The 15382-nt window shown below is 71.6% G+C and carries 16 protein-coding genes and 1 pseudogene; 9 read left to right on the top strand and 8 right to left on the bottom strand.

The window, feature by feature from the left end:
* Positions 1 to 37: 37 nt before the first annotated feature.
* Both ACZ4O3_RS32060 and pstB read left to right on the top strand, forming a co-directional pair.
* Positions 38 to 952, top strand: coding sequence for a sortase (locus ACZ4O3_RS32060; RefSeq protein WP_362723466.1), 915 nt, complete (start codon positions 38 to 40; stop codon positions 950 to 952).
* A 14-nt stretch (positions 953 to 966) separates the two neighbouring features.
* Positions 967 to 1836, top strand: coding sequence for a phosphate ABC transporter ATP-binding protein PstB (gene pstB, locus ACZ4O3_RS32055; RefSeq protein ID WP_362723469.1), 870 nt, complete (start codon positions 967 to 969; stop codon positions 1834 to 1836).
* A 6-nt stretch (positions 1837 to 1842) separates the two neighbouring features.
* On the opposite strand, the gene ACZ4O3_RS32050 is transcribed toward pstB, so the two are convergent.
* Positions 1843 to 2673: a M55 family metallopeptidase gene (locus ACZ4O3_RS32050; protein WP_467725542.1), complete on the bottom strand. Its 831-nt coding sequence runs from the start codon at positions 2671 to 2673 to the stop codon at positions 1843 to 1845.
* Positions 2674 to 2751: 78 nt separating this feature from the next.
* Here ACZ4O3_RS32050 and ACZ4O3_RS32045 point away from each other — a divergent pair, with 78 nt between their 5' ends.
* A complete protein-coding gene (locus ACZ4O3_RS32045; RefSeq protein ID WP_362723472.1) occupies positions 2752 to 3015 on the top strand; it encodes a hypothetical protein in 264 nt (87 codons plus the stop codon).
* Between the two features lie 143 nt (positions 3016 to 3158).
* The gene (locus ACZ4O3_RS32040; protein ID WP_362723476.1) at positions 3159 to 4958 is read left to right on the top strand and encodes a phosphatidylglycerol lysyltransferase domain-containing protein; all 1800 of its coding nucleotides are present in this window, start codon (positions 3159 to 3161) and stop codon (positions 4956 to 4958) included.
* Positions 4959 to 4963: 5 nt separating this feature from the next.
* On the opposite strand, the gene ACZ4O3_RS32035 is transcribed toward ACZ4O3_RS32040, so the two are convergent.
* From ACZ4O3_RS32035 to ACZ4O3_RS32010, 6 genes and pseudogenes are all read right to left on the bottom strand, one after another.
* Entirely contained in the window at positions 4964 to 6415 is a 1452-nt protein-coding gene (locus tag ACZ4O3_RS32035) for a sensor histidine kinase (protein ID WP_467725539.1), read from the bottom strand.
* Positions 6416 to 7138, bottom strand: coding sequence for a response regulator transcription factor (locus ACZ4O3_RS32030; RefSeq protein WP_362728547.1), 723 nt, complete (start codon positions 7136 to 7138; stop codon positions 6416 to 6418).
* A 223-nt stretch (positions 7139 to 7361) separates the two neighbouring features.
* Positions 7362 to 7949, bottom strand: coding sequence for an FMN reductase (locus ACZ4O3_RS32025; RefSeq protein WP_362728545.1), 588 nt, complete (start codon positions 7947 to 7949; stop codon positions 7362 to 7364).
* Positions 7946 to 9067, bottom strand: coding sequence for an LLM class flavin-dependent oxidoreductase (locus tag ACZ4O3_RS32020; protein ID WP_362728543.1), 1122 nt, complete (start codon positions 9065 to 9067; stop codon positions 7946 to 7948). The genes ACZ4O3_RS32025 and ACZ4O3_RS32020 overlap by 4 nt, the downstream gene beginning before the upstream one ends.
* A 120-nt stretch (positions 9068 to 9187) precedes the next feature.
* Positions 9188 to 10188, bottom strand: a pseudogene (locus tag ACZ4O3_RS32015) (glycoside hydrolase family protein).
* A gap of 101 nt (positions 10189 to 10289) precedes the next feature.
* Positions 10290 to 10760: a hypothetical protein gene (locus ACZ4O3_RS32010; protein WP_467725536.1), complete on the bottom strand. Its 471-nt coding sequence runs from the start codon at positions 10758 to 10760 to the stop codon at positions 10290 to 10292.
* A gap of 126 nt (positions 10761 to 10886) precedes the next feature.
* Here ACZ4O3_RS32010 and ACZ4O3_RS32005 point away from each other — a divergent pair, with 126 nt between their 5' ends.
* The 4 genes from ACZ4O3_RS32005 (at position 10887) to ACZ4O3_RS31990 (ending at position 12957) form a co-directional block, all read left to right on the top strand.
* A complete protein-coding gene (locus tag ACZ4O3_RS32005; RefSeq protein WP_362724117.1) occupies positions 10887 to 11219 on the top strand; it encodes a YnfA family protein in 333 nt (110 codons plus the stop codon).
* A gap of 91 nt (positions 11220 to 11310) precedes the next feature.
* Positions 11311 to 12069: an SDR family NAD(P)-dependent oxidoreductase gene (locus ACZ4O3_RS32000; protein ID WP_362724114.1), complete on the top strand. Its 759-nt coding sequence runs from the start codon at positions 11311 to 11313 to the stop codon at positions 12067 to 12069.
* On the top strand, positions 12069 to 12236 hold the full coding sequence (locus tag ACZ4O3_RS31995) for a hypothetical protein (protein ID WP_362724111.1): 168 nt from the start codon (positions 12069 to 12071) through the stop codon (positions 12234 to 12236). Before ACZ4O3_RS32000 ends, ACZ4O3_RS31995 begins: the two co-directional genes overlap by 1 nt.
* A gap of 466 nt (positions 12237 to 12702) precedes the next feature.
* Positions 12703 to 12957, top strand: a complete 255-nt coding sequence (locus ACZ4O3_RS31990; RefSeq protein ID WP_467725534.1) for a hypothetical protein — start codon at positions 12703 to 12705, stop codon at positions 12955 to 12957.
* A gap of 42 nt (positions 12958 to 12999) precedes the next feature.
* Here the strand turns inward: ACZ4O3_RS31990 and ACZ4O3_RS31985 are convergent, their stop codons facing one another.
* Positions 13000 to 14193, bottom strand: a complete 1194-nt coding sequence (locus ACZ4O3_RS31985; protein WP_362724109.1) for an RtcB family protein — start codon at positions 14191 to 14193, stop codon at positions 13000 to 13002.
* A 228-nt stretch (positions 14194 to 14421) separates the two neighbouring features.
* On the opposite strand from ACZ4O3_RS31985, the gene ACZ4O3_RS31980 reads away from it, so the two are divergent.
* Entirely contained in the window at positions 14422 to 15270 is an 849-nt protein-coding gene (locus ACZ4O3_RS31980) for a DUF3558 domain-containing protein (protein WP_362724106.1), read from the top strand.
* Positions 15271 to 15382: the final 112 nt, after the last annotated feature.

Here is a 15382-nt window from a genome sequence, read left to right as displayed (position 1 = left end):
GCGGCCCCGCACGCGTCTTCTGAAGGAGGCGGGCCCCGTGACCGTCGCCGTACCGACACCCAAAGCTCTGGCCGCGGCCGTGCCGCGCACGCCCGTCCGCAGCGTCACCTTCGTCCGTCACCTCTCGCGCGGCGGACTGCTCAGCCTCGCCGCCCTGCTGCTCGGCATCACCGTGCAGCTGCTGGTGGTCAGCGGGGCCCAGCAACACGCCGCACAGCACGCCGACTTCGACCAGTTGAGGGAGCAACTCGCCCTCGGTACCGCCCCGGTGGCCCAGACCGGGCAGGACGGCAAGCTGCTGGCACCGGGCACCCCGCTCGCCCTCGTGAAGATTCCGAAGCTGGGACTGAGCCAGGTCGTCCTGGAGGGCACCGACTCCTCCGTGCTGACCGACGGCCCCGGGCACCGCCGGGACACCCCGATGCCCGGCCAGGCCGGCACCAGCGTGCTGATGGGCCGGGCGGGGGCGTACGGCGGCCCGTTCGGCAGGCTCTCCGAGCTGACCAGCGGTGACACCTTCACCGTGATCACCGGCCAGGGCAAGGCGAACTTCCAGGTCATCGACGTACGACGGGCCGGGGACCCGGCGCCGACCGCGCTCGCCGCCGGGAAGGGCCGCCTGGTGCTGATCACGGCGACGGGCCCGAGGTTCGCCCCCTCGGGCATCCTGCGCGTCGACGCCGATCTGGTCTCCGAGGCGTTCCAGACCCCCTCGGCCGTGATCCGCGCCGGCACCCTGCCGTCCTCCGAGGAACCCCTCGCCCGCCCCTCCGGGGTGCCCTGGCCGCTGGTGATGTGGCTGCAGGCGCTGCTGCTCACCGCCGTGGCCGCCGTCTGGACCTGGCACCGCTGGGGCCGCCACCAGACATGGATCGTCTTCGCCCCGGTCGTCGCGGTACTCGGCCTCCAGGTCGCGACGCGGACCACCGAACTGCTGCCGAATCTGCTGTGAACCAGGTGAATGAGATGACCGAGACCGCGACGACCGAGTCCGCCGTGACCCACACCGCCGTGACCGACACCGCCGTACTGCCCGCCGTCCCGCTGGTGGACGGCCCCGCTCCCGCCACCCTCGAAGCCCGTGCCGTCTCCGCCTGGTTCGGCTCCCACCAGGTACTCAGCCAGGTGTCGCTGACCATGCCCGCGGGCGAGGTCAGCGCGCTCATCGGGCCGTCCGGCTGCGGCAAGTCGACGTTTCTGCGCACCCTCAACCGGATGCACGAGATGATCCCCTCGGCGCAGTTCGGCGGCGAGGTGCTCTTCGAGGGCGAGGACATCTACGACCCGTCCTGGCGTCTGACCGACGCGCGCCGCAGGATCGGAATGGTCTTCCAGAAGCCGAACCCGTTCCCGGCGATGTCGATCTACGACAACGTGGTGGCGGGCCTGAAGCTGACCGGCACGAAGGTGAACCGCCGGGACAAGGACCAGCTGGTCGAGGAGTCCCTGACCCGCGCGGGCCTGTGGAAGGAGGTCCGCGACCGGCTCCGTCAGCCCGGTGGCGCCCTCTCCGGCGGCCAGCAGCAGCGCCTGTGCATCGCGCGTGCGCTGGCGGTCCGCCCGCGGGTGCTGCTGATGGACGAGCCGTGCTCGGCCCTGGACCCCACCTCCACCCGCCGTGTGGAGGAGACCATCCAGGACCTGGCCGGCCAGGTCACGATCGTGATCGTCACGCACAACATGCAGCAGGCGGCCCGGGTCTCCCAGCAGTGCGCGTTCTTCCTCGCCGAGCAGGGCACCCCGGGCGGCATCGTCGAACACGGCGCCACGGACGCCGTGTTCAGCTCCCCGCAGGACCAGCGCACGGCCGACTACGTGGCGGGCCGGTTCGGCTGAGCCGGCTCAGCAGTACGGCGGCTGGCTGGTGAGCGAGGCGGCCACCCGCATCCAGACGCCGAACTGCCGGTAGAGCGCCGGGAGCCGGCCACGGGCCTGGACGGTACGGCTGTCCGTGGCCGTGACTCCCGGGATGCCGAGCAGCACGGCGGGCACCGAGGCGGACTGCCAGCGCACGGAGAGGGCCGACTCCCCTTCGGGCGCGGCGGGCCGCTTCGGCGCGGGCGACAGGGCCTCGGCGACGGTCTCCTCGATCGCCCGGCGGGCCTCCTCGGCCGGGCGCAGCTCGGCGGCGAACCGGTCCCGGGCGTACTTCACGGGGACGGTGGCGACCGATTCGTCCCATGCCGTCATCTCGGCGCACGCCGTGTCGTCACCCGTGAGTGCCACGACGGGCACGCCGAGCGCCCCGGCGGTGGCATGCGCGAGCCCGATCTCTCCGACCGGCCTCCCGTCCAGCCAGATGTCCTCGATCTCGTGCCCCATGAAGCTGTGGCTGAGGACGCCGAGGGCGCCGGCCCGGGCGTGGTAGCCGACGAGCACCGCCGCGTCGTCCTGTGCGGTGAGCCCCTCCAGCATGGTCATCTTCTTCGGCTTGCCGCGGACCAGCCGCGCGGCGGGGTGCAGGGCCTCGGGGAGCAGGTTGCGCATGGGGCCGTGGGCGTCGTTGACGAGCACCTCGGTCGCCCCGGCGGCGACCGCGCCGCGTACGGCGGCGTTCACGTCCTGCGCCATCATCGAACGGCCGCGCTCGTAGTCCCGGCCGTCGGGCTGCACATCGTCCCGGTCGACGAGCCCGGTGATGCCTTCCATGTCCACGCTGATGTAGATACGCACGTCCTGAGGCTATCCGGACCCTACGTATTGTAGGTTCCCCATCGGTCACGGCGGCTCGTCAGCTCATCGGGGGTACTCATGCAGGGCACGGACGCAACGGAGACGCGGCGCAGCCTCGCTCCCACGGTGGCGATGCTGGTGGCGAGCCTGCTGATCGCGGCGGTGGGTGTGTACGAGCTGTCCGGCTTCGGCCTGCACAGCCTCGACCGGCGCCCGCACCTGTTCAGCGACGGGCTGGCCACCGGCGGAGTGATCGTCGCGGCGGTGGCGGCCGGGGCGGCGATCGGGAACCTCGCGTGGGTGCTGGCGGCCCGGCGGCGGGCCGAGCGGGAGTGTCCGTAAGAGGACCCTCCGCACATTCACACCGTATTCCGCACCGCTTCCGCACCAGGACCGGTCGCTTCACCGCCTCCCGCCGTTACCCTACGGACTGTAGGGTCAGCCCTCTCTGTCATCGTCCCCGTCCCCCAAGGTGACCGGTCCCCATGCCCGCACAGCAGTCGACCCTGACCCCCGCGCGCGCGTCCGCCGACCGCCGCGGTCCCGCCGCCACCCCCGGCGGCGCCCTCCGCAGGCGGGCCGCCGACGCCACCGTCTGGTACCTGCGGCTGATCGCCGTACTGAACATAGCGGCGGTCATGTCCCTGCCGTTCCGGCACGAGGTCGACGAGCACAACAACGGGCGCCTCACCCTGCACCTGCACCGGCAGCACGCCCACCACTCCGGCCAGTTCTTCACGCCGTACCTGGCCACGGCGGGCCTGGTCTCGGCGGCCCTCGCCATCTTCTTCGTGCTGGTGATGCGCCGCCGCAAGCGCGCCGCCTGGGTGGTCAACGTCGTCCTGTCCACCCCCCTGTTCGTCCTCTACGTCCTCGCCCTCACCCAGCACGAGTACCGCGCTCACGCCTTCAACTGGGTCTCCGCCGCGCTCACCGGTCTCTTCGTGGCCGCGCTGCTGATCGGCCGCCGGGAGTTCGACGCGGTCGGCGACCCCTCGAACCCGAGGCTGGCGCTGGCGGTCGGCGTCGGCGGCGTCGCCGTCACGGGCGTCCTGGGCACGCTCCTGGTCCATGTCACGAACAGGTTCCACGGCGCCACCCTCTCCGACGAGATCGCCTACACGCTCCTGCGCGGCATCAGCGTCGGCCCGCTCGCCGACCAGGTCACCGCGGTGCACGCCTCCCGCTGGACCGACATCGTCATCAACGTCCTCCTCGCCGCCGCCTTCTGCCTGGTCCTGTACGCCGGCTTCCGCTCCCCGCGCGGCCGCCGCCTGCTCAGCGCGGAGGACGAGACGAGGCTGCGGGGTCTGCTGGACCGGCACGGCGCCCGCGACTCCCTCGGCTACTTCGCCCTGCGCCGCGACAAGATGGCGATCTTCTCGCCCACCGGCAAGGCGGCGGTCACCTACCGCGTCGTCGGCGGCGTCAGCCTGGCCTCGGGCGACCCGATCGGCGACCCGGAGGCGTGGCCCGGCGCGATCGACGCGTGGCTGACGGAGGCCCGGCAGCACGCGTGGACGCCCGCCGTCATGGGTGCGAGCGAGGAGGCGGGCACCATCTACGCCCGGCACGGCCTGGACGCCCTGGAACTGGGCGACGAGGCGATCGTCGACATCGCCGACTTCACCCTCGAAGGGCGCGCGATGCGGGTGGTCCGCCAGGCCCACAACCGGGTCCGCCGGGCCGGCTACACGGTCCGCGTCCGCCGCCACGAGGACATCCCGCCCGCCGAGATGTCCCTCCTGACGGAACGGGCGGACCGCTGGCGCGACGGCACCACGGAACGCGGCTTCTCGATGGCGCTCGGCCGCCTCGGCGACCCGGCGGACGGGCGCTGCGTGATGCTGGAGTGCCGGGACGCCGACGACGTGCCCCGCGCCCTGCTCAACTTCGTCCCCTGGGGCGAACACGGCCTCTCCCTGGACCTGATGCGCCGCGACCGCGACGCGGAGAACGGCCTGATGGAGTTCATGATCGTGGAACTCCTCCTCAAGGCACCCGAGCTGAAGGTGGACCGGGTCTCCCTGAACTTCGCGATGTTCCGCTCGGTCTTCGAACGCGGCTCCCGCCTCGGCGCGGGCCCGGTCCTGCGCCTCTGGCACGCCACCCTCACCTTCTTCTCCCGCTGGTGGCAGATCGAGTCCCTGTACCGCGCGAACGCCAAGTACCGCCCGATATGGGAACCCCGCTACCTCCTCTTCGCCCGCAGCAGCGACATCCCGAGGATCGGCCTGGCCAGCGCCCGCGCGGAGGGCTTCCTCACGGTTCCCTGGGGGTCGTGACCGGTTCAGGCGCGCTGCGCCCCGCCCCCCGCCAGCCCCCCGCCCACCGTGAAGCCGATCACCGCGCCGCCGCCCGCCCGGCGGAACGCGAAGGGGGCGCCGCCGTGGGCCATCGCCACCTCGCGCACGATGGACAGGCCGAGGCCGGAGCCGGGCAGGGAGCGGGCGTCGGCGGCACGGTAGAAACGGTCGAAGATCCGGATCAGGTCGCCCTCGGCGATTCCGGGACCGCGGTCGAGGACCTCGACGCGGACCGTGCCCGGCCGGGCGGGCCCGGTGACGCTGATCTCGATGGGCGCCTTGCCGTCCCGGTCGAACTTGGCCGCGTTCTCGACGAGATTGGAGACGGCCCGCTGGAGCGTGCCGGGGCGGCCGTCGGTGGTCGTGTCGCCGACGGCGCGCAGCAGGATCTCGCGGCCGGTACGGCGGCGGGCCAGCCCGGCGACGTCCTCCGCGACGTCGGCCAGGTCCACGCGCTGCGGCGGTTCCATGTCGGACTGCCCGGCCGCGAGGTCGACCAGTTCGTTGACCAGGTCGGTCAGCTCGCGCGCCTCCTGGCCGAGGTCGGCGACGAGTTCGTCGCGGGTGGCGGGCGGCAGTTCGTCGATGCGGCGGAGCAGGGAGATGTTGGTCCGGAGGGAGGTGAGGGGGGTGCGGAGTTCGTGGCCGGCGTCCTGGACCAGACGCCGCTGGTCCTCCTCGGACTGCGCGAGGCGGCCCAGCATCCGGTCGAAGGCCCTGCCCAGCCGGCCCACCTCGTCGAGCCCGGTCACCGGGACCTGGATGCCGAGCTGCCGGGTGCGGGCGACGTCCTCCGCCGCGGAGGTGAGGATCACCAGCCGGCGGGTGATCCGGCGGGCCAGCCACCAGCCGAACAGCCCCGCGGCCACGACCACCGCCGCCATCAGCGCCAGCGTCCGCTGCTGGAGCGCCCGCAGCAGGTCCTCCGTGTCGCTGAACTCCTGCGCCACCTGGACCGCGCCCCGGCCGTCGCCGAGCGCCACCGTGGCGATCCGGAACAGGTCGTCGCCGACCCGGACGTCCTTGTGCTGGGCCGTCGTCCCGGCCGCCACGGCCATGGCGGCCGCCCGGTCCGCGTCGGTGACGGGCAGCGCCGGGCTGCCCCGGTCGACGACCTCGCCCCGCGCGCCGAGCACCTGGACGTCGGTGCGGACCGGCCGGACCAGGTCGTGTCCCGGGCGGGAGGAGGAGAAGAAGTCCTCCGGGACCATCCGGTCCTGCTTGACCTCGTCCTGGACGTCGGAGACGACCTGGGTGAACACCGACTGCTCGTCGACGCGGACCAGCCGGGCGGCGGCGTTGTACGACAGGATGCCGACGACGATGGTGACGGCGGCGGTGACGGCCGCGAAGGAGACGACGAAGGTGGTGCGCAGGGAGACGAGTCCGGGCCGGCGTCCGACCAGCACCCGCCGGAGCCGCCGGAGACGGCCCACTCAGTCCTCCCGCAGCACGTAACCCACGCCCCGGACGGTGTGGATCAGCTGGGGGGCGCCGGGCTCGTCGAGCTTGCGGCGCAGGTAGCCGACGTAGACGGCGAGGTTCTTGGAGCCGGGCCCGAAGTCGTAGCCCCAGATCCGGTCGTAGATGGTGGAGTGGTCCAGGACGATCCCGGCGTTGCGGGCGAGCAGTTCCAGCAGCTCGAACTCGGTGCGGGTCAGCTCCAGCTCGCGCCGGCCGCGCCAGGCCCGGCGGGCCTGGAGGTCCATCCGCAGGCCGGCCGCGTCGATCTGCCGGTCGGAGATCTGCGGTTCCCGGCCGGGGTCGGAGGCGACGGCGCCCGGGCCGCCGCCGGTGGTCACCGGGGAGGTGCGCCGCAGCAGGGCACGCAGCCGCGCGAAGACCTCCTCCACGTCGAAGGGCTTGACGACGTAGTCGTCGGCGCCGGCGTCCAGTCCCGCGATCCGGTCGGCGGTCTCGACCAGCGCGGTCAGCATCAGGATGGGGGTGCGGTCGCCCTCGGCGCGCAGGACCCGGCAGACCTGCAGGCCGTCGATGCCCGGCATCATCACGTCGAGGACGAGGACGTCGGGCCGGTCGCGGTGGGCGTGCGCCAGGGCTTCCACACCGTCCGCGACCGCCGTCACCTCATAACCCTCCAGGGTGAGCGCCCGCTCCAGGGCGTGGCGGATGGCGCGGTCGTCTTCGGCGAGCAGCACAGTCTGGGACACAGACCCAGTCTGCCAAGGCCTCCGGCACCAGGCCGGGGTGAGCGGGTCTACGATCACCCTTTTTACCGGGCTCTCACCGTCACAGAGGCAACCGGGCGCGGCGCGTTCCGGGTGCGGGCGGCGGGGGCTGGCCGCACGGTTCCCCGCGCCCCCGAAGGGGCGCTTCCGCAGCCGTGGCGCGCACGGCCGCGGGCGGTCGTGCGAATCCCTCTCAGCCCGCCGCCAGCCGCGCCAGCTGTTCCTCGAACGGCACCACCACCGGCGCGTCCTGCCGCTTCGCGCTGCTCAGCCCCGTCATCAGGGCCGCCAGCTCCCCCGCCGCCCGCTCGATCCGGGCCTCCAGGCCCTCCGCGCCCCAGTCCTCCGACGCCGCGTACACGCCGGTCGGTACGACCACCGCCCGCAGGTACGCGAACATCGGCCGCAGCGCGTGTTCCAGGACCAGCGAGTGCCGGGCCGTGCCCCCGGTCGCCGCGATCAGCACCGGCTTGCCCACCAGCGCTTCCTTGTCCAGCACGTCGAAGAACGACTTGAACAGGCCGCTGTACGAGGCCGTGAACACCGGCGTGACCGCGATCACGCCGTCCGCCTCCGCCACCGCCTCCAGTGCGGCCGCGAGCCTGCGCCCGGGGAAGCCGTTGGTGAAGTTGTGCGCGATCTCGACCGCGAGGTCGCGCAGCTCCACGACCTCGACCTCGGCACCGGCGGCCTGCCGGCCCACCGCGGCGGCCAGCCGGTCGGCCAGCAGCCGGGTGGACGACGGCACGCTCAGCCCCGCCGAGACGACGACCAGCTTCATGCTCCGGCCTCCTTCTTCTCCGGCTTCTCCGGTTCCGAACCCTGCGAAGCGGCCGCGGCGAGCAGCGAGGCGTGCGTGGGCGCCTCCGGAACGTTCGCCGGACGGCCGTTGGCGAACTCCTTGCGCAGCACCGGTACGACCTCCTCGCCCAGCATGTCGATCTGCTCCAGGACCGTCTTCAGCGGCAGCCCCGCGTGGTCGACCAGGAACAGCTGGCGCTGGTAGTCACCGGCGTACTCCCGGAAGGCCAGCGTCTTCTCGATGACCTGCTCGGGCGTGCCGACGGTCAGCGGGGTCTGGTCGGTGAAGTCCTCCAGGGAGGGCCCGTGGCCGTAGACCGGCGCGTTGTCGAAGTACGGCCGGAACTCGCGCACCGCGTCCTGCGAGTTGTGCCGCATGAACACCTGGCCGCCGAGGCCGACGATGGCCTGCTCGGGGGTGCCGTGCCCGTAGTGCGCGTACCTGGTCCGGTACAGCTCCACCATCTGCTTGGTGTGGTCGGCGGGCCAGAAGATGTTGTTGTGGAAGAAGCCGTCACCGTAGTAGGCGGCCTGCTCGGCTATCTCCGGCGAGCGGATCGAGCCGTGCCAGACGAACGGGGCGATCCCGTCCAGCGGCCTCGGGGTGGAGGTGAAGCCCTGCAACGGCGTGCGGAACTTGCCTTCCCAGTTCACCACGTCCTCGCGCCACAGCCGGTGCAGCAGGGCGTAGTTCTCGATGGCGAGGTTGATGCCCTGCCGGATGTCCTGCCCGAACCACGGGTAGACCGGGCCGGTGTTGCCGCGGCCCATCATCAGGTCCACCCGGCCGTCGGCCAGGTGCTGGAGCATCGCGAAGTCCTCGGCGATCTTCACCGGGTCGTTGGTGGTGATCAGGGTGGTGGAGGTGGAGAGGATCAGCTTCTCGGTGCGCGCGGCGACGTAGCCGAGCATGGTGGTCGGCGACGACGGCACGAACGGCGGGTTGTGGTGCTCGCCGGTCGCGAAGACGTCCAGGCCGACCTCCTCGGCCTTCAGCGCGATCGCGACCATCGCCTTGATGCGCTCCCGCTCGCTCGGCGTCCGGCCCGTCGTGGGGTCCGGCGTGACGTCGCCGACCGTGAAGATCCCGAACTGCATGCTCGCTCACCCTCCAGGTTGTTTACGGTTCAACTATACCTGCAGAACGAGACCCCACCCACCGGTATTCCCCCCACCGGTACCGCCGGCGGCTCACGCGGCCGGCGGCACCGAGACGGCTCAGCGCGCCGCCCGGAAGGCCCGGCCCGCCGCCGTGGCCGTCGTACCGTCCGTGAACAGCCCGCTGCTCGGCTTCGGGTCCGCGCCGAGCCCGAACCACGCGTACCGCTGGACGTACGGCAACGCGTCCAGCGCCTTGGCGGACGCCGTGACGAAGTCCGCCTGCTGCCGCGCGGACGGGAACCGCGTCCCCTGCGAGAAGTCGATCAGCGCGTACTCGGTGAGCCAGACCGGCTCGTGGTACCGCTCGTACACCGAGGCCAGATACGACGTCAGCTGCTGCACGGCCTGCGGGGTGCGGAAGTCGCCGCCGTACCAGTGCAGGGTGATGAAGTCGACCCGGTACCCCTTCGCCCGTGCCCCGGTCATGAACCGGTCCAGCCAGCCGCCGGCCGTGTCCCCGCCGTACGCCACGGCCGGGCTGCCCAGCACCTTGCCCGCCGCCATCAGCCGCGGCCACAGCTCAGCGCCTGGTCGACCGGCATGTTCGACTGCTGCGCCATGTCGGGCTCGTTGAAGCCCAGGAGGTACGGCCCCGCCGCCCGCGCCTGGGCCAGCGACGCGTCGGTGACGGAGGCGGCGCCCCAGATCATCGGCACGAAGGAGGCCGAACCCGGGGTGGTCACGCCCTGGTGCTGGGTGTTCCAGGTGTAGTACCAGCTCGCCCCGCTCGCGGCCAGCACCCGGCTCACCCCGTCGAACGACCACACGCCGACGCCCTTGCGGGCGCTGGAGGCGACCCGCACCGCAGGCACGGTGCGCGGCGACGGCGTGGGCCGGACCGACCGGCTCGGGGACGCGCTCGGCTCGGCGGAGGAGCGGGAAGGCGACGGCGAGGGCGCGTGCGTGGGGCTCGGGGATCCGGCCGCCACCGCCGCCGGTGACGGAGCCGTCCTGGCCACCGGGGCCGACGGGCCCGCCGCCAGCCGGGCCGCGACCAGCGCGGCCACCGCGACGAACACGATGGCCGCCGAGCCGCCGACGACGACGTGCCCGCGCATCCCCCGCCCGGCCCGCCGGGCACCCCGGCCCGGATGCCCGTGCCGCCCGCGGGGAGTCCCGGGACTGCCGGGAGTACGGGGAGTACCGGCAGTACTGCGGGTCAGAAGGCGTACGGGTCCCCGGTGGCCAGCACCAGCACGCGCTGCATGTCGTTCGTACGGTCGCGGTCCACCGCGCCCCCGCTCCACGCCATGTCGGCCTCCATCGTCACCTCCGCCGACCGCTCCCGCAGCCGTACCGGGACCACCAGCTGCCCGCCGGGCAGGTCGACGGCGAGCGGCCCGGTGCCGCACACCACCTCCCGGTCCCCGGAACGGGTGCAGGCGGGCGGCAGCTGCTGCGTGTCCGCCAGCGCCGCCGACCAGCGCAGCCGTACGGTCGCGTCCGACACGATGCCCGGCCCGAGGTTGCGCGGGATCACCCGGACCACGACCACGTCCCCGTTCATCACGGCCGACCCGTGCACCTCCAGATCGGCGTCTTCGGCCCACGCGGTACCGCCCGCGCCGACCACCAGCGCACTCACCGCCACCGCTCCGACCAACGCAAGCCCGTAACGACGCATCGCCATGCCACCCGTCCCGTCCGTGCCGTCCGTCCCGTAAGTCTCCGGCGTCCGTACGTATACATGCCACTTGAGCCCAGGCGCAGGCGCCCTCCAACAGGTGACAGTCCGACGCCGTGGCAGGCTGCGGGCATGGTGATCCTCCGCTCCGCCGCGCTCTTCGTCGTCGCCGCCTTCTTCGAGATCGGCGGGGCCTGGCTGGTCTGGCAGGGTGTACGGGAGCACCGGGGCTGGGTCTGGGTGGCGGGCGGCATCCTCTCGCTCGGCGCCTACGGCTTCGTCGCCACGTTCCAGCCGGACGCGCACTTCGGACGCATCCTGGCGGCATACGGCGGAATCTTCGTCGCGGGCTCGATCCTGTGGGGCGTGGTCGCCGACGGCTACCGCCCGGACCGCTGGGACCTCACGGGAGCGGCGGTGTGCCTGGCGGGCATGGCACTGATCATGTGGGCGCCCAGGAACTGACGCCGGGCCGCCGGCCGATCTCCCCACTCCCGCGGCGCCTAGACTCACCAGGGCACCCGCACACCTGTCTCACCCCGCCGAGGAGCACCCCATGGCCCCCTCCCCCATCGCGGTCGTCACCGGCGCCAGCAGCGGAATCGGCGCCGCCACCGCGCGCAGGCTCGCCGAGGCCGGCTACCGCGTGGTCCTCACCGCCCGCCGGGAGGACCGCATCGAGGCGCTGGCCAAGGAGATCAACGAGGCCGGCCACCAGGCGACCGCCTACCCGCTGGACGTGACGGACCGCGCGGCCGTGGACGAGTTCGCGACCGCCTTCAGGACCGTCGCCGTCCTCGTGAACAACGCCGGCGGCGCCCTCGGCGCCGACCCGGTGGCCACCGGCGACCCGGCCGACTGGCGCACGATGTACGAGACGAACGTCATCGGCACCCTCAACCTCACCCAGGCCCTGCTCCCCCGCCTGGAGGCGAGCGGCGACGGCACGGTGGTCGTCGTCTCCTCCACCGCCGGCCACGGCACCTACGAGGGCGGCGGCGGCTACGTCGCCGCCAAGCACGGCGCGCACGTCCTCGCCGAGACGCTCCGCCTGGAGATCGTCGGCAGGCCGGTGCGGGTGATCGAGATCGCCCCCGGCATGGTGAAGACGGACGAGTTCGCGCTGACCCGCTTCGGCGGCGACGAGGAGAAGGCGGCGAAGGTCTACCAGGGCGTCGCGGAGCCCCTGACGGCCGAGGACGTGGCGGACACGATCACCTGGACGGTGACCCGCCCCAGCCACGTCAACATCGACCTCCTGGTGGTACGCCCCCGCGCCCAGGCCTCCAACTCCAAGGTCCACCGGGACCTGTGATGCCGGACGACGATCCCGCCTCGGCGCTGGAACGGCAGCTCGAAGAGGTCCGCCTGAAACAGGAGACCAGGAACGAACGCCAGGTCTGGTACTTCCTGGCCTACTTCCTCTTCGGCATCCACTTCCTGGCCTTCGTGATGATCTACGCGGTCCACCACGCGAAGTAGGGGCAGGTAACCCACACGGGCGAACCTCGCCGATCACCCGATCACCACCCGAACGTCCGCCCCAGGCTCGCGCCACGCGATCATTTCGACGGCCCTCGGCAGGGATGGCAGTCCCGGCCGAGGTCCTGACCAGCATGGAAGTGGAGCCTTCCTGTGGCTGAATGCGAGCCTGACGCGCACCGGTTCATGGACCTCACGGTGCCCGACTTCGCCGAGACCCACACCGCGGCCGTCTGGACTCTGTGTTCTCCGGAAGCCAGGACAACGGTCAACGGACTCGGCCTTCCTTACGGCCCCAAGTCCAAGACGATCAAACCACCCCCGTCGAATTCTCGCGCCGCGACTATCTGCGCGGCCTGCTCGACGCGGACGGGTCGATCGGCTTCACCGGCAGGGGATTCCCCTTCGTCTCCCTCACCACGGCCAGAGTTCCATCGCGTCGCACCTGGCCGACTACGGACTGGACGTGGTGGGGGTCGCACGCAACCCACGGCGCAACACCCGCGACGACATCTACAACGTGCTCTACATGATGGAGCCGGCTCAGCGCCTGGCCGCCGACCTGTACTACCCGAACCGTCTGGGGTCAGAGGACCAGATCCTGCTGAACCTCAACAGCCCCATGGCAGCGGCAGAAGTGCTCGGCAGGCCGACCAGGAGTTGCAGTCTCCGCCTCTGGTGCCTGCGTGACGGGACGGCGTCCGCGAACAGCCATCGGTGACATGGTGACGGAGGGCACCGGCGTCGACCGGGGCCCTCCGCATCAGCCCTTCACGCAGATGAACTGCTTCAGCTTCGCCACAACCTCCACGAGGTCGCGCTGCTGGTCCATGACCTGGTCGATGTTCTTGTAGGCCCCCGGAATCTCGTCCAGCACCCCGGAGTCCTTGCGGCACTCCACACCCCGCGTCTGCTCCTCCAGATCCCTGGTCGTGAAGCGACGCTTCGCCGCGTTGCGGCTCATGCGCCGACCCGCACCATGGGACGCCGAGTTGAAGGCCTTCTCGTTACCGAGTCCCTTCACGATGTACGAGCTGGTGCCCATCGAGCCGGGGATGATCCCGAACTCGCCGGAGCCGGCCCGGATCGCGCCCTTTCGGGTCACCAGCAGGTCCATACCGTCGTACCGCTCCTGGGCCACGTAGTTGTGGTGACAGGAGATCTCCGGTTCGAAGGCCGGCTTGGCCTTCTTGAACTCCTTGCGAACCACGTCCTTCAGGAGCGCCATCATCAGGGTGCGGTTGTACTTCGCGTACTCCTGCGCCCAGTAGAGATCATTCCTGTAGGCCGCCATCTGCGGGGTGTCCGAGACGAAGACGGCGAGGTCGCGGTCGACCAGGCCCTGGTTGTGCGGGAGCTTCTGGGCCACGCCGATGTGGTGCTCGGCGAGTTCCTTGCCAATGTTCCGGGAACCGGAGTGCAGCATGAGCCAGACGGAATCGGACTGGTCGAGACACAATTCGATCATGTGGTTGCCGCTTCCCAGCGTTCCCATCTGCTGGTGCGCCCGCTCCTGGCGGAACTTGACCGCGTCGGCAACCCCGTCGAAGCGTCCCCAGAACTCCCCCCACCCGGCCGTCGCCAGTCCGTGGAAGTCTCCCGGTTCCACCGGGTCCGCGTGCATCCCCCGCCCCACCGGAATCGCCTGCTCGACCTTCGACCGCAGTCGCGACAGGTCGCCCGGGAGGTCGTTGGCCGTCAGGGACGTTTTCACCGCCGACATCCCGCAGCCGATGTCGACGCCGACCGCCGCCGGGCACACGGCACCCTGCATGGCGATGACGGAACCGACCGTGGCGCCCTTGCCGTAGTGGACGTCCGGCATGACCGCGAGGCCCTTGATCCACGGCAGGGACGAGACGTTGCGCAGTTGCTGGAGCGCCCCCTCCTCGACGCCGGCCGGGTCGGTCCACATCCGGATGGGCACCTTCGCGCCCGGTATCTCCACGTACGACATGACTTCCTCATTCCCCCGCGAACAACCTAACAAAAAGGACAAAAGGCTCAATAAAGGCATAGCGCAAATGCGTCGCCAGGGCACCCGAAAACAGACTTGGGACCGGCGTTCACGGCAGTGCGTGCGGTACACATTGTCTCCAGGGGACGCCCCGCTGCGGCAAGCGATTAACCAGCGGGGACACTGGAGCAGGACCGAGCGACCCAGTGAACGGAAAGGGGCCTGACCGTGCAGCGGAAGGCGTACGTAACCGGCATCGCCGCCCTCCTCGCGGCCCTGCTGGCCGGCTGCACGAGCGGTTCCAGCGGCGGCGACGACATCAGCGACAAGAACGCCGACGCGGGCACCTCCACCGTCGCCGCCCAGCCCGGCAAGTACCGCACCCTCCCCGAGCCCTGCGGCGCGGTCAGCCAGGACACCCTCGACTCCCTCCTCCCGGGCATCGCCCAGATCACCGACGAGGAGCAGCGCGACAAGGCCTACGCCGGCGAGGCCTCGCTCACCTACGACACGGACCGCAAGGTCGGCTGCCGCTGGAAGGTCGAGTCGGCCGACGCCACCGACCGGCTGTCCGTCGACTTCGAGCGCGTGGTCTCCTACGACAACGCGGTCAGCGACGACAACGAGGCGCAGACCATCTACACGCAGCGGGAGTCGGCGGCCGGGATCCCCCAGTCCGCGCCCCCGAGCGCCACCGAGTCGCAGTCGCCGTCCGGGCCGGCCTCCGGGACACCGTCCCCGTCCGTTTCCTCCTCGGAGTCCGACTCCCCCTCGGACTCCACCAGCCCCTCCACCTCGGCGTCCGGCTCGGCCTCCGCCTCGACCGCCGCGGCCGACCTCCAGCCCCGGACCCTCGCCGACCTCGGCGACGAGGCGTATCTCGACGACCAGCCCAGCGGCTCCGGTTCGACGGCCGAACAACGCACGGTCACTGTGGTGTTCCGCACGTCCAACGTCGTGGTGACCATCGAGTACGAGGAGCAGCCGATGGCCATGGGCACCGTCCCGGACAGCAAGGAACTGCAGGACAGGGCCCAGAATCTGGCCGCCCAGCTGGCCGAGGCCCTCAACGGCTGAGCGCCCGGGCACGCCCCGCGCACCCCGTCCGCAAAGCCCGCGAACCGAAACCGCACAGCTCCCTCACCGCGTACCGTGGCCCCTCGGACCCGATCCGACCGCAGGAACCCCG

Source organism: Streptomyces sp. NPDC026515 (genome assembly GCF_055567595.1).
The sequence above is the reverse complement of the archived record's forward strand: the minus strand, read 5'-3'. Positions and strand labels throughout refer to the sequence as shown.